We start from the raw sequence: 21,930 nt of genomic DNA on the forward strand, positions 1-21,930 counted from the left end.
AACCTCAATGCCCCATGGCAAAGGCAATCGGTGCCGAACGCGCCAACCCGCCCCGGCACTTGAGCACGCGCAATTGCGCAGGTTTGGCATCGATGGCAATGCGCAACGCCGCGGGCGAAGGGTTGATCGCCTCATTGATCGAGCGGTAGGCAAACGCCAGGGTCGAGCCTGTTTCCGCCGCCACCTGCAAGCGCCGCAACGCACGGTCATCGGCCTTATGCGGCCAGCACAACACCGCGCCGCAACTGCCCGAACGCAGGCATTGTTCCGCCGCCCACAGCGCATCGCGCTCGCTGGCCTGGATGATCGACAACTGGCGCAGATCAACCCCGGCGTTCTGCCACGCCTGGGGATACGGCACGTAAGGCGGCGCCACCAGCACGATGCGCTCGCCCGCCGCCGACAACCGCGCCAGCGCCGGCCACACCAGTTGCAACTCGCCCACGCCCTGCCCGGCCAGGAGGATTTCGGTCAGCGCCGCTTCCGGCCAGCCACCGGTCGGCAACGCCGCATCCAGCGCGGCATGCCCGGTGGGTTGCGGGCTGACAGCCGGTGGCGCAGGCCGGCCCTTCCAGACCTGGCCGCCATTGAACAGCGTATCCAGCGCAACGACGGCGCCCATCACCCTTGCCTCACCAGGCCGCAGAACACCCCTTCGATCGCCAGGTCCTGATCGGCGCGAACGATGATCGGCTTGTAGGCCGGGTTACGTGGCAACAGGCGCACAGCGTTGCCGACCCGTTCGAAGCGCTTGATGGTGACTTCCCCGTCGAGGCGCGCCACGACGATCTGGCCGTTGACCGCCTCGGGGTTGCGGTGCACACCCACCAGGTCGCCGTCGAGAATGCCGTCTTCGATCATCGAGTCGCCCTGGACCCGCAGCATGTAGTCCGGCACCCGCGAGAAGATCGCCGGATCGAGCATCAAGCGGCTGTGGACCTCGGCATCGGCCCCGATCGGCGCACCGGCCGCCACTCGACCCAGCACCGGAATGTCCAACAGTTCGGGGCGCGCCGGTTGCCCGAGCAAACGAATGCCCCGGGCCTGATGCGGGTTGACCTCGATGAAACCGGCGTCGGTCAGCGCCAGCACATGCTTGCGCGCCACGCTGCGGGAGGCGAAACCGAACGCCTCGCTGATTTCAGCAAGGCTCGGAGACTGACCGTGCTCGGCGATGCGATCGCGGATAAAGGTCAGGATGGCGGTACGGCGGGGAGTGAGAGTCGTCATGGAGTACATTTGTACTCTTTTGACCCTTTCCTGGCAAGAACTTGTAGGAGCTGTCGAGAGAAACGAGGCTGCGATCTTTTGATCTTGATCCTTGGGCGGCTTTGAATTTGCTGAAGATCAAAAGATCGCAGCCTCGTTTCTCTCGACAGCTCCTACAGGGGAGGTCAGTCGTGTTGGGAGTCAGCTGTTTTGGGGGGTGAGTTGTGCAAGGTAAGGCCAGGGGTAGATGCCGCGTTCGTGGCCGTCGCTGAAGATCAGTTGCAGGCCGTAGCCCTGCTGATTGAGTTCGATCACGCGCACGCGGGCGTCAACCTTCGGCACCCGCCCTTGCAGGCGAAACGCCCGGCATTGGGAACATGGGCATTGGCGGCGTAATTCAGCGTGATCAAGCAACTGTTCGCGGCCGTCCGGCCAGTTCAGCCGCAGTTGCTGTTTGCTCTGGGAATTGCCGATCGCCAGCGGGTTCATTGCAGTTGGCTCAAGGCGATGCGCACGGCTTTGCGCACTTCCGGGTCGCCGTCATCCTGCGCGGCCTGCAACGGCGCGATGGCCCCTTTGTCGTTCAATTCGCCGAGGGCCAGGGCCGCTTCCTTGCGCAAATTGCTGATGCGGTGGCCGAGGGTCTCGATCAGCGCGTCGAGGGCCGGCACGTAACGCAAGCGGCCGAGGCTGCGGGTGGCGCGCAGGCGCACTTGCCAGTAATCGTCGCTCAAGGCTTCGACCAGGGCCGGGCCTGCGTCGCGGTGACCGACCTTGCCCAGCGTCGTCGCGGCTTCTTCGCGCACTTGCCAGGCGTGGTCCTGCAACGCCTGGCGCAATGCCGGCAGCACTTGATCGTCAGACGCCAGACCGAGAGCGCCGGTGGCGGCGCGGCGAACTTCGGTGTCCGGGTCGTCACTGGCCAACCGCGCCAAGGCCGGCAAGGCATCCAGTTGCTTGAGCCAGCCGAGTACGCCGACCGCCTCGCGGCGAACACCGGCGTCTGCATCGGTCAACGCCACGATGGCCACCTCGGCAGCATCGGGAAAACGCAGTTCGCGCAAGGCCCGGAACGCAGCGATGCGCACGTTGATGTCGGCATGCCCGGTCCACGGCAGAATCACCCGGCCCGCCGCTTCACTCTTGAGCAGGCTCAGGCTCTGCGCGGCGGCGGTTTGCACGGCCAATGACGGATCGGTCAGCGCCTGGCACAGCGCCGCCACCACCGGTTCATCCTCCCAGGCTTCCAGCAGGCGCGCGGCTTCGGCACGCACTTCTTCGGTCGGGTCCCGGGCCAGTCGGTCGACCAGCCAAAGCAGGCCGTCCGGCTCTTCGAGGTCGGCCAGTTCGATCAGCGCGATGCGGCGCACGCCGGGGTCTTCATCGGTCAGGCGCGGTTGCAGGGCAAGAATGTCGTCGTTATCGGTTACATCGAATAGAGAGGTCATAGGGCAAATCGCGGCAGTTTGTTTTCAGGGGGAAGTCCGAGAGGGTTCAGGCGGGGTAATTGCCGACCGTCTTCGTGACGCAGCAGCTCGAGGCAGTGACGCTTCAAGCGGGAGAACTCATGGCTAGTAACCAGTTCGGTGGTGCGTGGCCGGGGGAAGTCGAGGCGCAGGTCTTCGATGATCCGGCCGGGGCGTGTGCTCATGACCAGCAGCCGGTCGGCGAGGAACAGCGCCTCGTCGATGTCATGGGTGACGAACACCACGGTGGTGCGAATCCGCGTCCAGATGTCCAGCAGCAGTTCCTGCATGTTCAAGCGAGTCAGGGCATCGAGGGCACCGAAGGGTTCGTCCATCAGCAACAGGCGCGGACGGTTGATCAGCACCCGGGCGATTTCCACCCGTTGCTGCATGCCGCCGGATAGCTGATCGGGCCAGCGATCGGCAAAGCCATCGAGGCCCACCAGGGCGAGGATTTCGTCGGCGGCCTGGTGCCGTTCGGTTTTGCCGATGCCACGCATCTTCAGGCCGAACGCGACGTTGTCGCGCACCGTGCGCCAGGGGAACAGCGTGTGCTGCTGGAACACCATGCCGCGTTGGGGTGATGGACCGGAAACCTGCGTGCCATCGACGTTCAGGCTGCCGGTGCTGGCTTGCAGGTGGCCGGCCAGCGCGCCGAGCAAGGTCGACTTGCCGCAACCGGACGGCCCGAGAATGCACACGAATTGCCCCGGCTCGATCTGGCAGTCGAGCCCCTGGACGGCCTCGAACGCCTGCGGACCTTCACCGAGGACGATGGACAATTGGCGGATGTCGATCCGCCCTTCAGGGGTTTGCATCACGCTCATCAGGCTTTTCCTCGTGGTCGATGCCAAGGCGTGAACAGCCCGCCGAGGCGTTTGATCAGCAGGCTGCTGCCCATCCCGAGGACGCCGATCAGCAACATGCCGACCACGATGTCGGCGTAGTTCTGGATGGTGTAGGACTCCCAGGTGTAATAGCCGATGCCGTACTGGCCGGAGATCATTTCGGCGGTCACCAGGCAGAACCATGAAGTGCCCATGCCGATGGCCAGGCCGGTGATGATGCTCGGCGCGGCGCCCGGGAAAATCACTTCCAGCAAAATCGCCCGGCGCCCTGCCCCGAGACTTTTCGCCGAGGCGATCAGCCGTGGGTCGACGCCTTCGACGCCGTGCACGGTGTTGAGCAGGATCGGGAACAGCGCGCCGGTGAAAGTGATGAAGACCATCGACAGTTCTGACGAGGGGAACATCAGGATGGCCAAGGGAATCCAGGCCACTGCGGGGATCGGGCGCAGGACCTCCAGAGGTGGCAGCAATAAATCTTCGGCCCATTTCGAGCGGCCGATCGCCAGGCCCAACGCGATGCCGACCACCAGCGCCGCGAGGTAACCGGCGAAGACCCGGCTGAGGCTGCTGCTCAGGTGCTGGGCGAGCTTGCCGGAGTCGCCGAGGCCCAGAGCTGCTTCAATGACCGCCAGTGGCGTCGGGACGTTGGCGAAGGTGACCAGGCCGAGGTTCCAGTGGTGGCTGGCGGCGAGTTGCCAGAACAGGAGGCAGAACAGCAGCGAAGCCGTTCTTGGGAGCCAGCGTAAATATGATCCGTACACAATAAATCCTCTCAACCCAATCCCGTAGGAGCCGGCTTGCTGGCGATGGCGGTTTGACATTCAACATTGATGCTGGCTAGTCAAACGTCTTCGCTGGCAAGCCAGCTCCTACAGTTGATCTTGGTGAACGTGATATTTGCATTTGCCCCCCATCCCTGTGGGAGCGGGCTTGCCCGCGATAGCGGTGTGTCAGCGACATCAATGTCGACTGGTCTGGCCTCATCGCGGGCAAGCTCGCTCCCACAGGGAATTGCGGTGTTCTAGGGGTTAACGAGTTGCGACGGCCTGGGTGGTGGCGTCGGTGAAGTCGAAGACTTTTCCGCCCTGGGCCGTGGCGAACTGCTGGGCCTGGCCTTTGAGCAGGAACGCGCTGAGGCGGCCTTGCGCATCGCTGGCAAACCACGCTTGATCGGCCAGCAACTTGATCCCGCTGTCGGACGCCTGGGCATACACCGCGCGGATGTTTTTGCCTTCCTGTTTCAGGCTGGCCAACGCGCTGAACGCCGATTCCGCCGAGGCGTACCGACGAACTTTCGGCTCGCCGCGCACCCAGATTTCGGCCACATGGCTGACGTCGGTGATGGCTTTACCGCTGACCGCATCCACCGCTGTGAGCGGCGTCTGTGCGTAGTTGGCCAGTTGCGCGGTGTAGTCCAGGTTCGAGGCCTTGAAGGCGGCGCGGATGTACTGGTCGTCGATGAAGGTGTTGAGGTCGAGACCGCGATCAGCCTTCTTCAACAGCTTGAGCGTATCGATGGCCGTGCCGACGGCCTGACGGTATTCCGGTTTCCAGCTCAGGTCGCGGGTCTGCACGCCCAGAGGACCATGGAACAGGTAATTGACCTCGGCATCGACACCCGTGACCTTGGCGATCAGCTCGCTGTACTTCTCCGGCTCAGCCGCCAGCAACTGGTTGGCTTCGATACTGGCGCGCAGGTAAGCGACGACAATTTCCGGGTACTTTTTCGCATAGCTCTGATCCACCAGCGCGCCATGGAAGGTCGGTGCACCGGCCTGGGAACCATCGTAAATCTTGCGCGCGAAACCACGGCTCGGGAACAGTTCGGCGAACGGCACGAAGTCGGCGTGTGCATCGATTTTCCCGGCCTGCAACGCCGAACCGGCGACTTCCGGTGGCTGGGCGATGATGTTCACGTCTTTGAGCGGGTCCCAGCCCTGGGCCGCCACCGCCCGCAGCAACATGCCGTGGGCCGTGGAGGCGAACGGCACGGAAATGGTCTTGCCCTTCAATTCCGCCAGGGACTGCACGCCCGAGGCACTCGGCACCACGATGCCATTGCCACTGCCCTTGATGCTGCCCGAAAGTACGCTAATGAACAGGCTGTGCTTGCCCGCCGTTTCGAACGCCACACCGTTGAACGAACCGGGGAAATCGGCCATGGCGCCAAAGTCGAGTTTGCCGGCGACCATCTCGTTGGTCAGCGGCGCGCCGCTGGTGAAGTTCTTCCACTCCACCTCGTATTTCGCGTCTTTGTATTGGCCATCGTGTGGCAAGTATTTGTCGAGCAAACCGAGCTCGCGAATCAACAGACCGCCCGCGGCGCAGTTGATCGTGGTGTCCTGGGTGCCGATGGCAATGCGGATGGTTTCGGCCGAGGCCGACAAGGTGAATGAGGCCAGTACCAGACCGGCAAATGCTGCACGCAATAACATGGGTGTATCCCCTCGAATCATTTATTGGATGTTCGTCTCCGCCACGATCAGGGCGTGGTGGGAAACGAGGGGTGTTTGAATCAGGCGTCCGGTGTTGCCGGATAGCTTTTTAGTTCTCTGGGCCGGCCTCGTCGCGGGCAAGCCCGCTCCCACAGGTTTCACTGGTGTCTGCAAAATCAAGGTTCACCACAAATCCCTGTGGGGGCGGGCTTGCCCGCGAAGGCGCCCTGTCATTCAGCGCAATAGGTACGGGATTTCCACTTTCACCGCCCCGGTCGGGCAGTCCTTTTCACACGGCATGCAGTACCAGCATTCGTCGAAGGCCATGTAGGCCTTTTGCGTGGCCGGGTTGATCGCCAGCAAATCCATCGGGCAGACGTCGACGCACACGGTGCAGCCCTTGTGGGCGATACACAGGTCCTCGTCGACCGTGACGGGGGCGTTGGAACGGAAGAAGATTTCCTGGGGTTGATAGGCCATTTCGCGGTCTCTCTCTTGTGTGTTGCTCAGGCCGCAAAGGCACCGACCCGCAGCCGGTCGTAGGCCTGCATTTCATCGGCATCCAGCGGGATGATGTAAGGCTCGACGGCTTTCTTGAAACTGCTCATCTGGCCGTTTTCGTCCTTCTTCAGGTGGCAATGGCAGAACCAGTCGCTGTCGTTGCGTTGCGGGTGATCAACCCGATAGTGATAAAGGCCCCAGCGACTTTCGGCGCGGAACAACGAAGCGCGGGCGGCCATTTCGGCGCAGTCGCGGATCATGCTGACTTCCATGGCGCGCATCAGTTCGTGGGCGTTGTGGGCCTTGATCTGATCGAGATCACGCTGGATATCGCTGAAGCGTTGCAAGCCGATTTGCATCTTCTTCGTCACTTTCGGCGGTTGCAGGTAGTCGTTCACGAAGCGGCGCAGCTTGTACTCGACCTGGGCCGGTGGCAGACCGTGTTCGCGATCCAGCGGCGCGTAGACCCGTTGTTTTTCCGTTTCGATCTGCTGGGCATCGACTTCCGAGAACTCACGTCCCGCGACAAAATCCGCCGCGTTGGTGCCGGCAAACCAGCCATAGGTGAACGCGCCGAGCATGTAGTTGTGCGGCACGGCGGCCATGTCACCCGCCGAGTACAAGCCCTTGACCGAGGTTTCAGCCTTTTCGTTGACCCACACCCCCGACGCCGAATGGCCGCTGCAAAAACCGATCTCCGAGATGTGCATCTCGACCATCTGCGTGCGGTAATCGGTGCCGCGATTGGCGTGGAACTGGCCACGACTTGGGCGTTCATTGCTGTGCAAAATCTCCTCGATGTTCTGGATGGTTTCCTCGGCCAGGTGATCGAGCTTGAGGAACACCGGGCCATTGCCGCTTTCGAGTTCCTGGTGGAACTCCCACATCATCTGCCCGCTCCAGTAGTCGCACTCGATGAAGCGTTCACCCTTGTTGTTGGCGGTGTAGCCACCCAATGGACCGGTGACATAGGCACAAGCCGGGCCGTTGTAGTCCTTGATCAGCGGGTTGATCTGGAAGCATTCGAGGTTCGCCAGCTCGGCCCCGGCGTGATAGGCCATGGCGTAACCGTCGCCGGCATTGGTCGGGTTTTCGTAGGTGCCCATCAGGTAACCCGAGGAAGGCAAACCCAGGCGTCCGGCCGCACCGCAGCAGAGGATCACCGCTTTAGCCTTGATCACGTGGAAGTCGGCGGTGCGGCAATCGAAACCCATCACGCCGTTGACCGCGCCCTCTTCGTCCGTCAGCAAGCGCGTGCACACCAAGCGATTGGTGATGCTCACCCGCGCCCGCTTCAACTGGCGGTACAGGACTTTCTTGATGTCGTGTCCTTCCGGCATCGGCAACACGTAGGCGCCCATGTGGTGGACCTTTTTCACCGCGTAGTCGCCGGTTTCGTCCTTCTCGAACTTCACGCCCCAGCGGTCCAGTTGCTCGATGGTTTCGAAGCTGTGGGTCGCATAGGCGTAGACCGCCGCCTGATTGACGATGCCGTCGTTGGCGATGGTGATTTCCTTGGTGTACTGCTCCGGCGTCGAGTGGCCGGGAATGATCGCGTTGTTCAGGCCGTCCATGCCCATGCTGATCGCGCCGCTGCGCTTGACGTTGGCCTTGTCGATCAGCAACACGCGCAAATTGCGGTTGCGTTCCTTGGCCTTGATCGCTGCCATGGGACCTGCGGTGCCGCCGCCGATCACGACGATGTCGTATTCCTGTTCGAGCGTCTGTCTATTCATGGAGCTGTGGGTCATGCCTGATCCCCTTTTTGCCGGTCGATCCGCAAGCGGTACTGGAACGCATCGCCGCGGTAGTAAAGGTGTTCGAAGTCCACGGGCTGGCCGCTGGCATCGTGGGTCAGACGCTCGATGCGCATGATCGGCGAGCCGGCTTCGACGTTCAGGGCCTGGGTCAGGTCGCTGTCGGCCAGCACCGCGTCGATGGCCAGGTCGGCATGACCGAGGGTCAGGCCGCAGTCGTTTTCCAGGATCAGGAAGATGTCGCGGGTGACCAGGTCGGCCTTCTCCAGACGCTCACCGATGTCTTTGGGCAGGTAGGTGATTTCCAGCGAGATCGGCTCGCGATTGATCAGCCGTACGCGTTTGATCTGCGCCACGGCGTCACCTTCGGCGACCTGCAAACGCTCGGCGACGAGTTTGTCGGCGGCGATGAATTTGAAGCTGCGCAGGCGGTTGATCACCTCGTAGCCGCGACCGGTCATGGACTCGGCCAGGCCTTGCAGGGTGCTGACGTTCTGGAAGGTTTTCGGCTTGGCGACGAAGGTGCCTTTGCCGTGGATCTTGAAAATCAGCCCTTCCTTTTGCAGGTCGCCGAGGGCCTGGCGCACGGTGATGCGGCTGACTTTGAACAGCGCACCGAGCTCACTTTCCGAGGGCATCTGGCTGCCTTGCGGGTATTCACCGTCGAGGATACGGGTGCGCAACACATCCCGCAGTTGGGTGTACAGCGGGACGCTGCCAAGGGATAGAACGTTATCGGTCATGGAAGATCACTTGTTATAACGAGTTATGACGTGATCTTAGAGAGACGGTGCGGGGGTTGAGAAATATTGTTTAAGCATAAGGTTAGATTCACACGCAGCCGTGTAGCAGCCGTGTAGGAGCTGTCGAGCCTGCGAGGCTGCGTTCGGCGGCGAAGCCGTCGTAAACCCTGCATGCAAGGTTTGCCTGACACACCGCGATATCTGATTTCACGACGGCTTCGTCCGAACGCGGCCCGCACCGAACGCAGCCTCGCAGGCTCGACAGCTGCTACAAGGGCTGCGTTAGCGCTTGAGGATCTGGTCCATTATCCGATCGGTATTCAACGCCGGATGCTTGGTTAACCAACGCGCAATGCGCGCAGGTCCAGATGACCGTCCTTGAGTGGCGGGCACCAGTAATAGCCGCCAGTGATCGGGCGGCTGATGCGGTACAAACCGTCGGTGATGCCGTCTTCCAGACCGCTCATGCGCCGCAGCTGGGCTTCGAAGGCATCGAGGGAAAAACCGAAGGCCAGGAACATCAGGCCAGCGCGGTCGCCTTCGATCCACGGCATCGAGCGACGGACCACGAACGCTTCGGGGGCGAAGCTTTCCTGGGCGGTGCGTTTGACGTGGGCCGAGATCGGCGCGTCGTCGAGTTCCTCGTTATCACTCAAGCGGCGGCCCATGATGTTGTCCTTCTCATGGGGCGGCATCGCGTGGAAGCCCTTCAGGTCATGCTGCCATTGCTGGATCGCGGCGAAGCTGCCACCGACGGTTCCGTCAGCACCCTCGCCCACCAGCGCGGCAGCCACGGCGGCTTCGTCGTGCGGGTTTTCGGTGCCGTCTTCGTAGCCGGTCAGGTCGTGGCCGGTGCGGTGGCGGAAGGTTTCGTTCATCTGCACCAGGCGCAGGGCCGGCGCCAGAGCGGCTTCGATGGCGTTGCTGCGATTGAGCAATTCGCCACGGTCGACACCGTGCAACCAGCACCACAGCGCGTGTTGGGTCGACGGGTTGTCGACGCCGACACCGGTCAGCGCCGGAAAGGCACGCAGGCCTTCGATGTGCCCCTGAAGGGCTTTTACCAGGGATTCACCGAAACCGACCACCGCCGACTTCCCGTCCACCAGCCCCTGCAATTTGTCGAGCGCAGCTGGCAATGCGGCGGCGGATTCAAGGGCGAAGAACATATGACGGGCTTGAGGCGGAACGGGGGTGGCGAGAATGCCCGGCTGGTAGTAACTCATATGAACTCCTTTAGAAAGAGCGCGAAGTTTAACCGCAGCGTCGGCCGTTGTGTGTTCCCAAGTCAAAAGATCGGTTTTCAACAAGCGGGCAAAGCAGTCTACGCTTGAGGCACAAGATCCAGACCATCACCCCTCTGTTCTGCCCATCACAGCTCAATGCCAGTTAAAAAGTCGAGCCATTAAGGCGTATAACCTTTGAAGTGAAATTCGCAACTGCAAGCCGCCAACGCATGGCTGACATCACACATGGGGTAACGACATGACCACAGCACATATCCTTGGCAACCTGTTTCCCGACGCCAGTAGCATCCCGGAAAAATACCGCCTCGACGGCCAGACCGAACAGCGTGAATACCTGGTCGACGGCGAACTGAGAACCTGGAACGGCCCCCTCGCCCAGGTCCGTAGCCCGGTGTACCTGACCGGCGAAAAGGGCGACGAACAAGTGATCCTCGGCAGCACGCCGCTGCTCGATGCCGATACCGCATTGACCGCCCTCGACGCCGCCGTCCGCGCCTATGACCGGGGCCAGGGCCTATGGCCAACCATGCGCGTGGCCGAGCGCATCCAGCACGTCGAAGCGTTCCTGCGGCGCATGCGCGAACAGCGCGAAGCCGTGGTCAAGCTGCTGATGTGGGAAATCGGCAAGAACCTCAAGGACTCGGAAAAAGAGTTCGACCGCACCTGCGACTACATCGTCGATACCATCAACGCCCTCAAGGAACTCGACCGCCGCTCCAGCCGCTTCGAACTGGAACAAGACACCCTCGGCCAGATCCGTCGCGTACCGCTGGGCGTTTCGTTGTGCATGGGGCCTTACAACTACCCGTTGAACGAAACCTTCACCACGCTGATTCCGGCGTTGATCATGGGCAACACCGTGGTGTTCAAGCCGGCCAAGCTTGGCGTGTTGTTGATTCGCCCGCTCCTGGAAGCCTTCCGCGACAGCTTCCCGGCCGGGGTGATCAACGTCAGTTACGGCAGCGGCCGCGAGACCGTCAGCGCGCTGATGGCCAGCGGCAAGATTGATATTTTTGCCTTCATCGGCACCAACAAGGCCGCCAGCGACCTGAAAAAACTCCATCCAAAACCGCATCGCTTGCGCGCGGCACTGGGGCTGGACGCGAAGAACCCTGGCATCGTGCTGCCGGAGGTCGATCTGGACAACGCAGTCAGCGAAGCACTCACCGGCTCGTTATCGTTCAACGGCCAGCGTTGCACCGCGCTGAAAATCCTCTTCGTCCATGAAGACGTGGTCGAGGCATTCATCGAGAAGTTCAACGCCAACCTCGCCAGTCTCAAACCCGGAATGCCGTGGGACAGCGGCGTAGCCCTGACGCCGTTGCCGGAAGCGAGCAAGGTCGACTACCTGCACTCGTTGGTGGCGGACGCGGTCAGCAAAGGCGCCACCGTGGTCAACCCCAATGGCGGTGAAGCCCGCGCGTCGTTCTTCTACCCTGCCGTGCTGTACCCGGTGACCCCGCAAATGCGCGTTTATCAGGAAGAACAGTTCGGCCCGGTGATCCCGATCGTGCCGTACCGTCATCTGGACACGGTGATCGACTACGTCCTGGAATCGGACTTCGGCCAGCAGTTGAGTATCTTCGGCACCAACCCGGTGGCCGTCGGCCGGCTGGTGGACACTTTCGCCAACCAGGTCGGCCGGATCAACCTCAACGCGCAGTGCCAGCGCGGCCCGGACACCTTCCCGTTCAACGGCCGCAAGAATTCCGCCGAAGGCACGTTGTCGGTGCATGATGCGCTGCGGGTGTTTTCGATCCGCACGCTGGTGGCGACCAAGTTCCTGGAGACCAACAAAGAGCTGATCAGCGAGATCATCAGCGGCCGCAGTTCGAGTTTCCTGACCACCGATTACATCTTCTGAGGAGACCCAGCCTGAGTACATTCAGAGCCAACCGACTGCCACCGCTGATGCGCCGACTGCTGCGTCCGTTGCTGGACCCGTATCGGCGTTATCGCCACGCCCGAGTGATCCATGCGGTCAGAGTGTCGCTGGGGTTGCTGGCGACGATTCTGCTGACCACCGGGATCAACCTGCCCCACGGTGAGTGGGCGTCGGTGACGATGCTGGTGGTGATCGGCGGCTTGCAGCACCACGGCAACATCGGTAAAAAAGCCGCCGAGCGTGCGATCGGCACCTTGATCGGCGCGGGCGTCGGCTTGCTGCTGGTGGCGCAACAGGCCTGGCTCGGGTTGCCGTGGCTGACCTATTTCGCGATGGCGGTGGTGTGCGGGTTCTTCAGCTACCACGCCATCGGCAAGGGCGGTTACACCGCGCTGCTGTCGGCGATTACCGTGTTTATTGTCGCGGGGCATGGCGACAATCCGATCACCGACGGGTTATGGCGCGGGGTCGACATCCTGATCGGCATCGCCCTGGCCCTGGCGTTTTCCTTCGCCCTGCCGCTCTACGCGGTTTATTCGTGGCGCTACAACCTGGCCGATGCCTTGCGCGATTGCGCGACGATTTATGGACGCATCATCAATGGCCAATCGGTCAGCGATGACGAACACCACAAACTCATGAGTCGCTTGAACACCGTGATGGTGCAACTGCGCTCGCTGATGCCGTCGGTGTCCAAGGAGGTGCGGATTTCCATGACTGAACTTGATGCCATCCAGCGCCATTTGCGGATGTGCGTCAGCACCCTGGAAATCCTCGGCAACACCCGACCGGATGCCAACGACCCTCATGCCATGGCTAATCTGCAATCGGCATTGAAAGCGGAACATCGGCTGATTCGGGTGCAACTGATTGGTATGGCCCGAGCGCTGAAATCCGGGGTGACCCAGCGCCTCAATCGGCCCGTTGAATTACCGTCGGACTCAAGCCTGGACACTCCGGTGTACAACCCTCTGGACGGCTACCGATTATTGGTCCGACAGTTGGCAACCAACATTGGCGAGATGCGCCAGCGGCTGGCCAAGACTGCGCCGCGCTGGAACATCTGACCTACACCTCGCAACCTGTAGCAGCTGGCGAAGCCTGCGTTCGGCTGCGCAGCAGTCGTCAAACCGGAATGTAGGGTCTACCTGATACACCGCGAACTCCGATTTCACGACTGCTGCGCAGCCGAACGCAGGCTTCGCCAGCTGCTACAGGGTTCACGCCGTGTCGGTGGGTATTAAATACCGACAGTAATGAGCCTTTCTTTATAGACAGAACACCGCCCCTAAATAGAATGATGCGCTCATTAGACAGGCCAAAAAAGTAACTAATAATGCCAACAAACAGCGTTTGCGCCTTACAACCCTCGCCCCAATCCTATCAGTACATGGAAGTACAAACCAACCAGGGAAACAAGCGGCTTATATATGACAACACCTATAAACTAACATATCAACTAAACGAAACACGCAATACTGCAGAACCTGCTCTCAAGCCGATCACACAAACAGAGCTTCAAAATCTGAAAATAACCTTTATCGATAAAATAATCACCTGCACGCCAGCGGCGATGCTAAAAGAACCCAGCCTATTCAATACCATTCTGGGGCAATTCAATACGAGCAGTTCAATCCCCAATCGCTTTCAAGCCATCATGAACTTGAGTCAAACAGAACGCCTCAACTACAAACAGCTGTCCAATCTGGAACAAACAGAGACCCTCCGCTGCAACCTTATAGCGCTGATAGATGAAGACTTGAAAGCAGAATTTTTACCAATGCTAAAAGAGTGGGAAACCTTCGGTGTATCTGCAAGCGAAGTTGACCTACCAGCCTACACAAACTTCGAGGCATTCTATGATGAAACAATGGAAAGCCACTCCATTGTAAAAGAAGACTATTCAAAAGTTGACTTCTCCTCCCAGAATATAAAGCCAAAAATCACTGACGCCCGTTGCCTCAATGCAAAATTAACGCCACTGCAACTTTTTAAAGCAGCGTTCCAATTGGGTGACATTCCCGCTGTATCTAATTTTAGATTTATGGACAACCCCGCCAGCAAAGACGACGGCAAGTACAGGGAATGGATGTTTCACCTTGACAACAGCAATTATGCTGCCGAATTCAAAATCATAACCACCCGTAAAACAGGAACACTAGACGCTAATAAAGAGCAGTATCTGGCAGCCTTCCCTTACGACACCAAACAATCCATTCGTTTCACACGCTCCGAAGCAGCCACAAAGTTTCCAACATTGGAAAGCCTGGAAAATGAATTTCACGATGTTCCCGGTGCACGGTATGTTGTCATAAAAAATCCACATAACGATGTGCCAATAGAGGCTGGAATTCGCACTGAAATGATTGCCCACCATCGTTCGGCCAGTAACAAAAATGGGCTGGATCACGGAGAGTCCAGAAGTGCCGAGTTAATGACATTTCATGGTGTGGACCGATGCCAGCCATTTCTTTCTCATCAGGAATTAGCGCAAGCCGTCAATCTGACGCCCTTGCAAAATTTCGTGTTAGGTGGGTTTAAAAATAGCGCCCCAGAAAAATTCATAGAGCACATGGCCGATCAAAAGCCGTTTCTTAATTCTCAAATACGAAAACTGATTGAAGAAAATGGGATCAAGCCTCTAGAAAGCATCACTGTCGCAAAATTCAGTAGTAGCGGCATCGAGGTAACAGACGCCTCCCTCTTTAAAAAACAAATTGATACGTACGACAGCCTTCCAGAAGTAATTGAAAAAATCCCTCGTTTGATACAAGGAGGTGATGTACTGAAAAAAACAGTAATCGAAATGGTTCCGATGCTTATGAACTATGACCAAAACGCAGAACTCAAACCTGACTGTTCAGAAAACAAGGCCTTTCCCGCGCGTACTCAGCTCAGAGAACGAACAAATGAAGCTTTTGGCGAGCCGCTGACGCGCGATCTGGAAAAAATCGAATTTACTATTGATCCTCGACGCCTGCTTCCCATGGACGAAATCATTGGTATTGCAAAAAGTCTCACTGAATTTTACACACAGCACAATTCGAAATTAAAAGATGTACAACCGAACAACAGACTCTTAAGTCTCTTTGAAAGCCGAGCAGAACTCGCCTATGAATATGTAAGCCAACTGCCACTCAGAGCAACGCACCCTGAAACCCATCAAACAATCTGTCTCTTCCTGTACTACATGATTGATGATCTTGGCACTACCCACCAGACATTTCTCGATAACGGCGTTACGGTAGATGAGACTCGCCTTAATACTATCAAAGAGCAAAAATTACGACTCTTTCAACACTTTATCACTGCCCGCCTAATGAATGACAGCCTTTCAAACTGAAGCCTCCCACCCAACCGTATAAGACGCTTTAACAAACAAGACAGGAGTGATTACATCTCACTCCTATCTTAATAACATACTGCGCGACTCACACACTTAAGAATCAACCAAATGACAATTACCAATTATAGAACGACTGTAGAGCGGTTCACTCCACCTTCCTCAAGCAAGGAACCGCAAATCGCTGAATTGACAACAAAGAAAAAGGTGGGCACCTATGTTCAGTTGAGCAATGTGCGAGGAGAGAGCATAAGTCATATTGAAAAAATGACCCACCCTCTGACGGAACCCAGTGGCACAGATTATTTTTCACCGTACATGATATCCCTGCTAGGCGAATCAACTTTATTAGCCTTTGCCGAAAAAGCCCTTCAAGCGCCAAGAAAACGACTGTTGGATAGTTTGGGCATTGATGATTCACAACAAAATCAACGCCAGCATAAATTGCGCTCGGACTATACGGCTATTTCCAGATTTTATAGTACGCCGCCTGCACCTATCACATTAAACGGATCGCCATTTGTTGAACAAGAGCCAACAACCCCCTACTTTAGCCATCAAAAAATCATCACGCCGGATTTTGGTATATATCGAAACAGCCCAGGCAGCCATAAACCAAACCTGTTTAACTGCGGGTTCCGTGATGATAGTGAAATATTTTATGACGATGCCCCAATCAAGCAACTGCAAAAACACAACTACGACATACACTCAAGAGAAACTGACTTACGCGCTGACGGGAAGGCACTCAACAAAGCACACTACTTTATTGAAATGATGGAGTATTTAACTAACCGAGGACACCCCAAAGACTTCGTTGTGCAAAACTCATTAGAGAGCAGCAGCGATAAAAACACTCCTCACTTCCAATATATCCCAAACGACACCCCCCTCCCCGTCTTTGCCCATACGCCCGGGCGCACTGACAACTTAGAAGCTTGCCTACTTGACTGGCACCTACCGTCCGTATGGAAGCGTATAGACCTACAACAACCTGACTGGCAGGAAAGCGCCAAATATCTACAATATAAATGTCAAGAGTTACTTGATCAGCATCACATCAGTACAACCCCGGTTTTCAGAAAAATGGAGGATAGCAAAATGGATATCTATCTGATTTTCAAAAAAAACTGCTCAGACATATGGAATATGACTCAAGAAGATATCCAGCTTGTTCCTGGGTGGCTGGAGTCCTGCGGCATCTTTATTGCCAATAGCCCCAAGGCTGAAGCATTCAACAATAAAGGTGCGCAGGATTACTACGCTACTTACCGAGTAACTGCGGAGCACATTGAAATCATTAACGGGATTTTTGAGATCTGACCTCTCATGGCTGCCTACTGAGCAACCGTCCGCCGAAACTTCAGGCTCCAGCCCTGTTGCATCCCGGCAGCGGCCAGCAGAATCGCGGCGACGCCGATCCATTGCAGCGGCTCCAGGCGATGACCAAAGGCAAACCAGTCAACGAAAATCGCTGCAATCGGGTAGATGAAGGACAGCGCACCGGTGAGTGCCGTCGGCAGTTTTTGAATCGCGCCGTAGAGCAGCACATACATCACACCCGTGTGCACAATGCCCAGGGTCACCAGGCTGGCCCAGGCGCTCGGCGCTTGCGGCAGTGCGGAAAAGTGCGCGAAGGGCGCGAGCAGCAGCACCCCGGTGGTGACCTGGATCAGCGCAATCAAATGCGGTGGCGTACCGGTCAGGCGCTTGATGATCAACGCGGCAATCGCATAGAGGAACGCGGCACCCAGCGCCAGCGCGATGCCCATCAGGTAATCATTGCCGCTTTCGCCCTGCCCGCCATGCGCGCTGACAATCGCCAACATCCCCAGAAACGAGATGCCCAGCCAGAACAGCTTCTGCAGGGTGATTTTCTCGTTGAGGAACAGCGCGGCCAACCCCACCAACATGAACGGCTGCACGTTGTACACGGCTGTGCCGATGGCAATCGAGGCGCGGGAATACGACGCGAACAACAGCACCCAGTTGCCGACAATCGCCACGCCGCTGAGCACGGCCAGTAAAAAGGTGGTGCGAGTCAAAATGCCGGGGCGCAGGAAGCCGAATGCTGCGCAAATCAGCAACAAGGTGCCGGCGCCAAATACGCATCGCCAGAACACCACGTCCAGCACCGGTTGCCCGGACACCAGCACGAACCAGCCGATAGTCCCGGAGATCAGCATGGCGGCGGTCATTTCGAATGACCCGTGACGCATTGATTTGTCCATCATCAGACTCCTGTGTGTGAGGCCAAAGTATGCCAATCCGCCGAGGGCCTTCTCCAGCGCAAAAATCAGGCTAAACTCGATTTCTGCCTTTTTTATCAAGGCCGTTTCGATTAACTGCCTAATAGGGGATTCGCCATGACCGACGACATCGACCAAGTGCTGATCAGCGCATTGATGGAAGACTCGCGGCGCTCGCTCAAGACGCTGGCGAACATTAGCGGCCTGTCCTCGCCCAGCGTTGCCGAGCGTTTGCGCCGTCTGGAAGAGCGCGGCGTGCTCAAGGGTTATACCGTCGAGATTGATCCCAAGTGCTTCGGCTATCAACTGCAGGCCATCGTCCGCATCCGCCCGCTGCCGGGCCAGTTGCAGGAAGTGGAACGGCAGATCCAGGCCATCCCTGAATTCACCGAGTGTGACAAGGTAACCGGCGACGACTGCTTCATCGCTCGCCTGCATGTGCGCTCGATGGAACAACTGGACACCCTGCTCGACCGCCTCAATACCCACGCTGAAACCAACACGGCGATCGTCAAGAAAACCCCGGTCAAACGCCGTTTGCCACCGATGGCGTAACCCGCCAGCCAAATCGCAGGCAATAAAAAACCCGCCGTAGCGGGTTTTTTACTCAAGGCCGTCGATTAATCATCGCGGCTCATGATGCCGAACAGCTGCAACAAGCTGATGAACAGGTTGTAGATCGATACATACAGGCTGATGGTCGCCATGATGTAGTTGCGCTCGCCGCCGTGAATGATGGCGCTGGTCTGGAACAGAATGCAGACCGAGGAGAACAGCACGAAACCTGCGCTGATCGCCAGTTGCAGACCACTGATCTGGAAGAAGAAGCTCGCCAGCGTCGCACCCAGCAGCACGAAGAAGCCTGCGGTGATGAAACCACCCAGGAAGCTCATGTCCTTGCGAGTGATCAGCACATAGGCCGACAGGCCGCCGAACACCAGCGCAGTCATCGCGAAGGCCGAACTCACGACTTCAGCACCGCCCTGCATGCCCAGGTAACGGTTAAGAATCGGGCCGAGCAGGAACCCCATGAAACCGGTCAGGGCAAATGCCGACACCAGGCCCCAAGCCGAATCACGGAATTTGTTGGTGAGAAAGAAAAGGCCGTAGAAGCCGATCAGCACCACGAAAACGTTCGGGTAGCCGACACGCATCTGCTGAGCGACGAACGCCATCACGCCGCTGAATGCGAGGGTGAGGGCGAGTAAGCCGTAAGTGTTGCGCAGGACGCGGCTAACCTCTAGCTGCTCAGCCTGCACGCTGTTATTAACTGCGTAATCCTGTTCGCGCATGGCGACACTCCTGTTGGTTTGAAACGTTCAGTCGCAAAGATCATAACAGACGCCCTGTAACAAGCTATGCAGAGAGTTTGACAGTGTGTTTCATTCAGGTATTATGGCGCCCGCAACGCAAACGGAGGTGTGGCCGAGTGGTTTAAGGCAACGGTCTTGAAAACCGTCGACTGTAACAGGTCCATGAGTTCGAATCCCATCGCCTCCGCCATCTTTATACGACAAAGCCCTGATTATTCAGGGCTTTGTCGTTTCTGGGGTTTGGCGACATTCTCGCCTCTGGGTATGCGTTCCATAACTGAGCAGCTAACCCCCCCTTCTCCGGCGTCCTGCCAATCGTAAAACATCCTTCATCAAATGCGATGCTACGCAGTCCTCAAAACCGAGGATTTGCGATGTCCCATCCAGACCCTCTCCCCTCCCTGCTGTACAAGATCAACAAAGCGATCTAATTGTCGAAGGACGAGGAAACAAGTGAATTGGGTGGAAATGTCACGAATACCGCGACCACTCCCACCCTGACGGAAACCTGTTCGTCAGAACGCGCTCATACAGGCTGTCGCCGGCCGTGCAACCGCTGTTTACCCACCTTTTGCTCATGCCCCTGACGCAAACGCAATGCGGCAATCGCCGCGAGCACCAGGATAATTGCTACGATTTTCATGCCATTCATTGCATTGCCGGTACTTTGCTCGATCACCCCCATCACAGAGGGTCCGACAAAACCGCCGAGCAGACCGCATGAGTTGACGAACCCCAGGCCCCCTGCGAGCGCTGCGCCCTTAAGTCGCGAAGCCGGGTAGAGAAAAATGATCGACTGCACGACGAAGAACATCACCGCCGAAAGGCAGAAACCCAGCAGACTGATCACCGGTCCCGCCAATGAGGCGATTCCCAGTCCTGCGGCCATGGTCAGCAAACCCGCTACCAGCATTTGCCGGGCGCGCGCCGGCGTAGTGGCAAATCGCGGCAGTGCAATAGCGCCTGCCGCTGCCGCCAGCCAAGGCAAGGAGGTCAGCAAGCCGATCTGCAAGGTGCTCAGATCGCCGTATTTACCAATGATGCCGGGCAGGAAAAAGATCACCGTGTAGACCGTGATCTGGTGGCAGAAGTAGACAAGGATCGCCAACAGAATCTGCGGGGTCAGGCATTGTTTGAACGAGTGACCACCGGGGCCGGCACCCTCCTCCGATTCAGCGGCCAGCCTCTGCTCGATCTGCTCGGCTTCAGCGGCGCTCAGCCAAGGCGCCTTGTTTGGGCGGTCTGGCAATTTTTTCCAGACCACCATGGCGAAGAACACGGCCGGCAGGCCTTCAAGCATGAACATCCACTGCCAGCCACGCCAACCCCAGACGCCGTCCAGTTGCATGAGCGCGGCGCCCAGCGGCCCGCCAATGATGTTGGCAAAGCACACGCCTAACAGAAAATACCCGGTAGCTCGGGCCCGCTGTTCCCGGCCGAACCAGTACGTCAGGTACAGCATGACGCCGGGGAACAGGCCCGCTTCGGCGATGCCCAGCAGTAAGCGCAGCACGTAGAACGACGTTTCGCCCTGAACAAAAGCCATCGCCGCAGAGATCAAACCCCAGGTAACCATGATCCGCGCAATCCAGAACCGCGCGCCGACCTTGTGCATGATCAAGTTGCTGGGCACTTCTGACAGTGCATAGGTGAGAAAGAACAACCCGGCTCCGAGCCCGTAAGCAGCGGCGGAAATGCCCAGATCGACATCCAGATGATGCTTGGCCAGCGCGATGTTGGTCCGGTCAAGAAAACTCAGCACGTAAGCGGCAATCAGCAACGGCATGAGTTTGACGAACATCAGTTTATTCAGCGTCGCTGAATCCCGGGGGGTATCAGGTACGATTTCGACACGCATGTTTCACCTCAGTCTTGTTGTTATGGAGATGACACGTTTCGCGGTTGACAGCAGGTGCGGGACGGCGCCCGCACCCGTGCGAAAAACGATGGGTTATTAAAAATCGACCTTGTCCTGGCCTTTGAGGTCGAGCATTTCCCGGGCTTCGTCCGGTGTCGCCACGCGCGCACCCAAGGCTTCGATCACCGTACGGATGCGCTTGACCTGATCGGCGTTGGACGCTGCCAGTTGGCCCGGCCCGTCCCACAGCGAATCCTCAAGGCCGACGCGCACATGACTGCCCATCGACAGGCCCATGGTGCCCAGTGGAATCTGATTGCGACCGGCACCGAGAATCGACCATTGGTAAGCGTCGCCGAACAGACGGTCAGCCGTACGGCGCATGTGCGCCAGGTCTTCCGGGTGACCACCGATGCCTCCGCGTAGACCGAACACCGACTGAATGAAAATCGGCGCCTTGAGCAACCCGCGCTGCAGGAAATGCGCAGCGGTGTAGAGGTGGCCAATGTCGTAGCATTCGATTTCAAAGCGGGTGCGGTTTTCGGCACAGGCGTTGAGGATGTGGGCGATGTCGCGGAAGGTATTGCGGAAAATCCGGTCGTCGCTCTCGGCGAGGTACGGCCGTTCCCAATCGTGCTTGAACTCGGTGAAACGATCGAGCATTTCGTACAGCCCGAAGTTCATCGAGCCCATGTTCAGCGAAGCCAGTTCAGGCTTGAGTTGCGCCACCGGCTGCAAGCGCTCTTCCACGCCCATGGTCGGCGCACCGCCGGTGGTGATGTTGATCACCACGTCACTCTTGGCCTTGATCTGCGGCAAGAACTGACGGAACAGGTCGACATCCTGGCTCGGCCGACCGTCAATTGGATCGCGAGCATGCAGGTGAACAATCGATGCGCCCGCCTCGGCGGCACCGATAGCAGCGTCGGCGATTTCCTGCGGCGTGATCGGCAAATGGGGCGACATCGAAGGTGTATGGATGGCGCCAGTGACGGCGCAGGTGATGATGATCGGGCGTTTTTTGGACATGAGTGTTCTCCGTTCTTGTTCTTGGCGAGAAAGTTGGGGGTCACTCG

General features: G+C 58.2%; 20 protein-coding genes and 1 tRNA gene. 6 read left to right on the top strand and 15 right to left on the bottom strand.

Translation table 11 applies throughout. The annotated features are described in order from the left end of the window. Window positions 1–4: 4 nt before the first annotated feature. The 11 genes from imuA to AEQ67_RS22335 all read right to left on the bottom strand — a co-directional run bounded on the left by imuA (window position 5) and on the right by AEQ67_RS22335 (window position 10,185). Complete coding sequence (gene imuA / locus AEQ67_RS22285) at window positions 5–622, bottom strand: translesion DNA synthesis-associated protein ImuA (protein WP_059405979.1); 618 nt, start codon at window positions 620–622, stop codon at window positions 5–7. Next, complete coding sequence (gene lexA / locus AEQ67_RS22290) at window positions 622–1,239, bottom strand: transcriptional repressor LexA (RefSeq protein ID WP_059405980.1); 618 nt, start codon at window positions 1,237–1,239, stop codon at window positions 622–624. Before lexA ends, imuA begins: the two co-directional genes overlap by 1 nt. A 171-nt stretch (window positions 1,240–1,410) precedes the next feature. Next, on the bottom strand, window positions 1,411–1,698 hold the full coding sequence (locus AEQ67_RS22295) for a DUF971 domain-containing protein (protein ID WP_059405981.1): 288 nt from the start codon (window positions 1,696–1,698) through the stop codon (window positions 1,411–1,413). After that, window positions 1,695–2,657: a HEAT repeat domain-containing protein gene (locus AEQ67_RS22300; protein WP_059405982.1), complete on the bottom strand. Its 963-nt coding sequence runs from the start codon at window positions 2,655–2,657 to the stop codon at window positions 1,695–1,697. Before AEQ67_RS22300 ends, AEQ67_RS22295 begins: the two co-directional genes overlap by 4 nt. Continuing rightward, a complete protein-coding gene (locus AEQ67_RS22305; protein ID WP_059405983.1) occupies window positions 2,654–3,502 on the bottom strand; it encodes an ABC transporter ATP-binding protein in 849 nt (282 codons plus the stop codon). Before AEQ67_RS22305 ends, AEQ67_RS22300 begins: the two co-directional genes overlap by 4 nt. Further along, window positions 3,502–4,284, bottom strand: a complete 783-nt coding sequence (locus AEQ67_RS22310; RefSeq protein ID WP_059405984.1) for an ABC transporter permease — start codon at window positions 4,282–4,284, stop codon at window positions 3,502–3,504. The genes AEQ67_RS22305 and AEQ67_RS22310 overlap by 1 nt, the downstream gene beginning before the upstream one ends. Window positions 4,285–4,551: 267 nt before the next feature. Next, on the bottom strand, window positions 4,552–5,958 hold the full coding sequence (locus tag AEQ67_RS22315; protein WP_059405985.1) for an ABC transporter substrate-binding protein: 1,407 nt from the start codon (window positions 5,956–5,958) through the stop codon (window positions 4,552–4,554). A gap of 234 nt (window positions 5,959–6,192) precedes the next feature. Further along, complete coding sequence (locus tag AEQ67_RS22320) at window positions 6,193–6,438, bottom strand: 4Fe-4S dicluster domain-containing protein (RefSeq protein ID WP_007946457.1); 246 nt, start codon at window positions 6,436–6,438, stop codon at window positions 6,193–6,195. A 26-nt stretch (window positions 6,439–6,464) separates the two neighbouring features. After that, a complete protein-coding gene (locus AEQ67_RS22325; protein ID WP_059406041.1) occupies window positions 6,465–8,195 on the bottom strand; it encodes a fumarate reductase/succinate dehydrogenase flavoprotein subunit in 1,731 nt (576 codons plus the stop codon). A gap of 11 nt (window positions 8,196–8,206) precedes the next feature. Beyond that, window positions 8,207–8,959 (bottom strand): GntR family transcriptional regulator, encoded by a 753-nt coding sequence (locus AEQ67_RS22330; protein ID WP_059405986.1) that lies wholly within the window; start codon window positions 8,957–8,959, stop codon window positions 8,207–8,209. A 338-nt stretch (window positions 8,960–9,297) separates the two neighbouring features. Beyond that, window positions 9,298–10,185, bottom strand: a complete 888-nt coding sequence (locus AEQ67_RS22335) for a Dyp-type peroxidase (RefSeq protein ID WP_059405987.1) — start codon at window positions 10,183–10,185, stop codon at window positions 9,298–9,300. A gap of 259 nt (window positions 10,186–10,444) precedes the next feature. Here AEQ67_RS22335 and AEQ67_RS22340 point away from each other — a divergent pair, with 259 nt between their 5' ends. The 4 genes from AEQ67_RS22340 to AEQ67_RS22355 all read left to right on the top strand — a co-directional run bounded on the left by AEQ67_RS22340 (window position 10,445) and on the right by AEQ67_RS22355 (window position 16,757). Next, window positions 10,445–12,070 (top strand): NADP-dependent glyceraldehyde-3-phosphate dehydrogenase, encoded by a 1,626-nt coding sequence (locus AEQ67_RS22340; RefSeq protein WP_059405988.1) that lies wholly within the window; start codon window positions 10,445–10,447, stop codon window positions 12,068–12,070. A 47-nt stretch (window positions 12,071–12,117) separates the two neighbouring features. After that, complete coding sequence (locus AEQ67_RS22345) at window positions 12,118–13,158, top strand: FUSC family protein (RefSeq protein WP_177333671.1); 1,041 nt, start codon at window positions 12,118–12,120, stop codon at window positions 13,156–13,158. A 269-nt stretch (window positions 13,159–13,427) separates the two neighbouring features. Then, window positions 13,428–15,434, top strand: a complete 2,007-nt coding sequence (locus AEQ67_RS22350; protein WP_059405989.1) for a hypothetical protein — start codon at window positions 13,428–13,430, stop codon at window positions 15,432–15,434. A gap of 111 nt (window positions 15,435–15,545) precedes the next feature. After that, window positions 15,546–16,757, top strand: coding sequence for a hypothetical protein (locus AEQ67_RS22355; protein WP_059405990.1), 1,212 nt, complete (start codon window positions 15,546–15,548; stop codon window positions 16,755–16,757). 14 nt (window positions 16,758–16,771) lie between these two features. Here the strand turns inward: AEQ67_RS22355 and AEQ67_RS22360 are convergent, their stop codons facing one another. Further along, on the bottom strand, window positions 16,772–17,665 hold the full coding sequence (locus AEQ67_RS22360; protein ID WP_059405991.1) for a DMT family transporter: 894 nt from the start codon (window positions 17,663–17,665) through the stop codon (window positions 16,772–16,774). Between the two features lie 135 nt (window positions 17,666–17,800). Between AEQ67_RS22360 and AEQ67_RS22365 the strand changes: the two genes are divergently transcribed. After that, complete coding sequence (locus tag AEQ67_RS22365) at window positions 17,801–18,238, top strand: Lrp/AsnC family transcriptional regulator (RefSeq protein ID WP_059405992.1); 438 nt, start codon at window positions 17,801–17,803, stop codon at window positions 18,236–18,238. Window positions 18,239–18,303: 65 nt separating this feature from the next. Here AEQ67_RS22365 and AEQ67_RS22370 read toward each other — a convergent pair whose 3' ends face one another. Then, window positions 18,304–18,975, bottom strand: coding sequence for a Bax inhibitor-1/YccA family protein (locus AEQ67_RS22370; protein ID WP_059405993.1), 672 nt, complete (start codon window positions 18,973–18,975; stop codon window positions 18,304–18,306). 123 nt (window positions 18,976–19,098) lie between these two features. Between AEQ67_RS22370 and AEQ67_RS22375 the strand changes: the two genes are divergently transcribed. Next, a tRNA-Ser gene (locus tag AEQ67_RS22375) sits at window positions 19,099–19,186 on the top strand. A gap of 336 nt (window positions 19,187–19,522) precedes the next feature. On the opposite strand, the gene AEQ67_RS22380 is transcribed toward AEQ67_RS22375, so the two are convergent. Both AEQ67_RS22380 and AEQ67_RS22385 read right to left on the bottom strand, forming a co-directional pair. Beyond that, window positions 19,523–20,854, bottom strand: coding sequence for an MFS transporter (locus tag AEQ67_RS22380; RefSeq protein WP_059405994.1), 1,332 nt, complete (start codon window positions 20,852–20,854; stop codon window positions 19,523–19,525). Window positions 20,855–20,950: 96 nt separating this feature from the next. Beyond that, a complete protein-coding gene (locus AEQ67_RS22385; protein WP_059405995.1) occupies window positions 20,951–21,883 on the bottom strand; it encodes a 3-keto-5-aminohexanoate cleavage protein in 933 nt (310 codons plus the stop codon). Between the last annotated feature and the right edge of the window lie 47 nt (window positions 21,884–21,930).

Origin of the sequence: Pseudomonas sp. RIT-PI-q (genome assembly GCF_001297125.1) — a bacterium.
Classification (GTDB): Bacteria; Pseudomonadota; Gammaproteobacteria; order Pseudomonadales; family Pseudomonadaceae; genus Aquipseudomonas.

What these genes read in the sequence shown, in the direction of transcription:
- lexA (WP_059405980.1), bottom strand. Translation starts at nt 1,239, where the DNA reads ATGTACTCCATGACGACTCTCACTCCCCGCCGTACCGCCATCCTGACC.
- imuA (WP_059405979.1), bottom strand. Translation starts at nt 622, where the DNA reads ATGGGCGCCGTCGTTGCGCTGGATACGCTGTTCAATGGCGGCCAGGTC.
- AEQ67_RS22305 (WP_059405983.1), bottom strand. Translation starts at nt 3,502, where the DNA reads ATGAGCGTGATGCAAACCCCTGAAGGGCGGATCGACATCCGCCAATTG.
- AEQ67_RS22315 (WP_059405985.1), bottom strand. Translation starts at nt 5,958, where the DNA reads ATGTTATTGCGTGCAGCATTTGCCGGTCTGGTACTGGCCTCATTCACC.
- AEQ67_RS22330 (WP_059405986.1), bottom strand. Translation starts at nt 8,959, where the DNA reads ATGACCGATAACGTTCTATCCCTTGGCAGCGTCCCGCTGTACACCCAA.
- AEQ67_RS22320 (WP_007946457.1), bottom strand. Translation starts at nt 6,438, where the DNA reads ATGGCCTATCAACCCCAGGAAATCTTCTTCCGTTCCAACGCCCCCGTC.
- AEQ67_RS22385 (WP_059405995.1), bottom strand. Translation starts at nt 21,883, where the DNA reads ATGTCCAAAAAACGCCCGATCATCATCACCTGCGCCGTCACTGGCGCC.
- AEQ67_RS22350 (WP_059405989.1), top strand. Translation starts at nt 13,428, where the DNA reads ATGCCAACAAACAGCGTTTGCGCCTTACAACCCTCGCCCCAATCCTAT.
- AEQ67_RS22360 (WP_059405991.1), bottom strand. Translation starts at nt 17,665, where the DNA reads ATGGACAAATCAATGCGTCACGGGTCATTCGAAATGACCGCCGCCATG.
- AEQ67_RS22370 (WP_059405993.1), bottom strand. Translation starts at nt 18,975, where the DNA reads ATGCGCGAACAGGATTACGCAGTTAATAACAGCGTGCAGGCTGAGCAG.
- AEQ67_RS22300 (WP_059405982.1), bottom strand. Translation starts at nt 2,657, where the DNA reads ATGACCTCTCTATTCGATGTAACCGATAACGACGACATTCTTGCCCTG.
- AEQ67_RS22295 (WP_059405981.1), bottom strand. Translation starts at nt 1,698, where the DNA reads ATGAACCCGCTGGCGATCGGCAATTCCCAGAGCAAACAGCAACTGCGG.
- AEQ67_RS22340 (WP_059405988.1), top strand. Translation starts at nt 10,445, where the DNA reads ATGACCACAGCACATATCCTTGGCAACCTGTTTCCCGACGCCAGTAGC.
- AEQ67_RS22355 (WP_059405990.1), top strand. Translation starts at nt 15,546, where the DNA reads ATGACAATTACCAATTATAGAACGACTGTAGAGCGGTTCACTCCACCT.
- AEQ67_RS22380 (WP_059405994.1), bottom strand. Translation starts at nt 20,854, where the DNA reads ATGCGTGTCGAAATCGTACCTGATACCCCCCGGGATTCAGCGACGCTG.
- AEQ67_RS22345 (WP_177333671.1), top strand. Translation starts at nt 12,118, where the DNA reads ATGCGCCGACTGCTGCGTCCGTTGCTGGACCCGTATCGGCGTTATCGC.
- AEQ67_RS22335 (WP_059405987.1), bottom strand. Translation starts at nt 10,185, where the DNA reads ATGAGTTACTACCAGCCGGGCATTCTCGCCACCCCCGTTCCGCCTCAA.
- AEQ67_RS22325 (WP_059406041.1), bottom strand. Translation starts at nt 8,195, where the DNA reads ATGAATAGACAGACGCTCGAACAGGAATACGACATCGTCGTGATCGGC.
- AEQ67_RS22365 (WP_059405992.1), top strand. Translation starts at nt 17,801, where the DNA reads ATGACCGACGACATCGACCAAGTGCTGATCAGCGCATTGATGGAAGAC.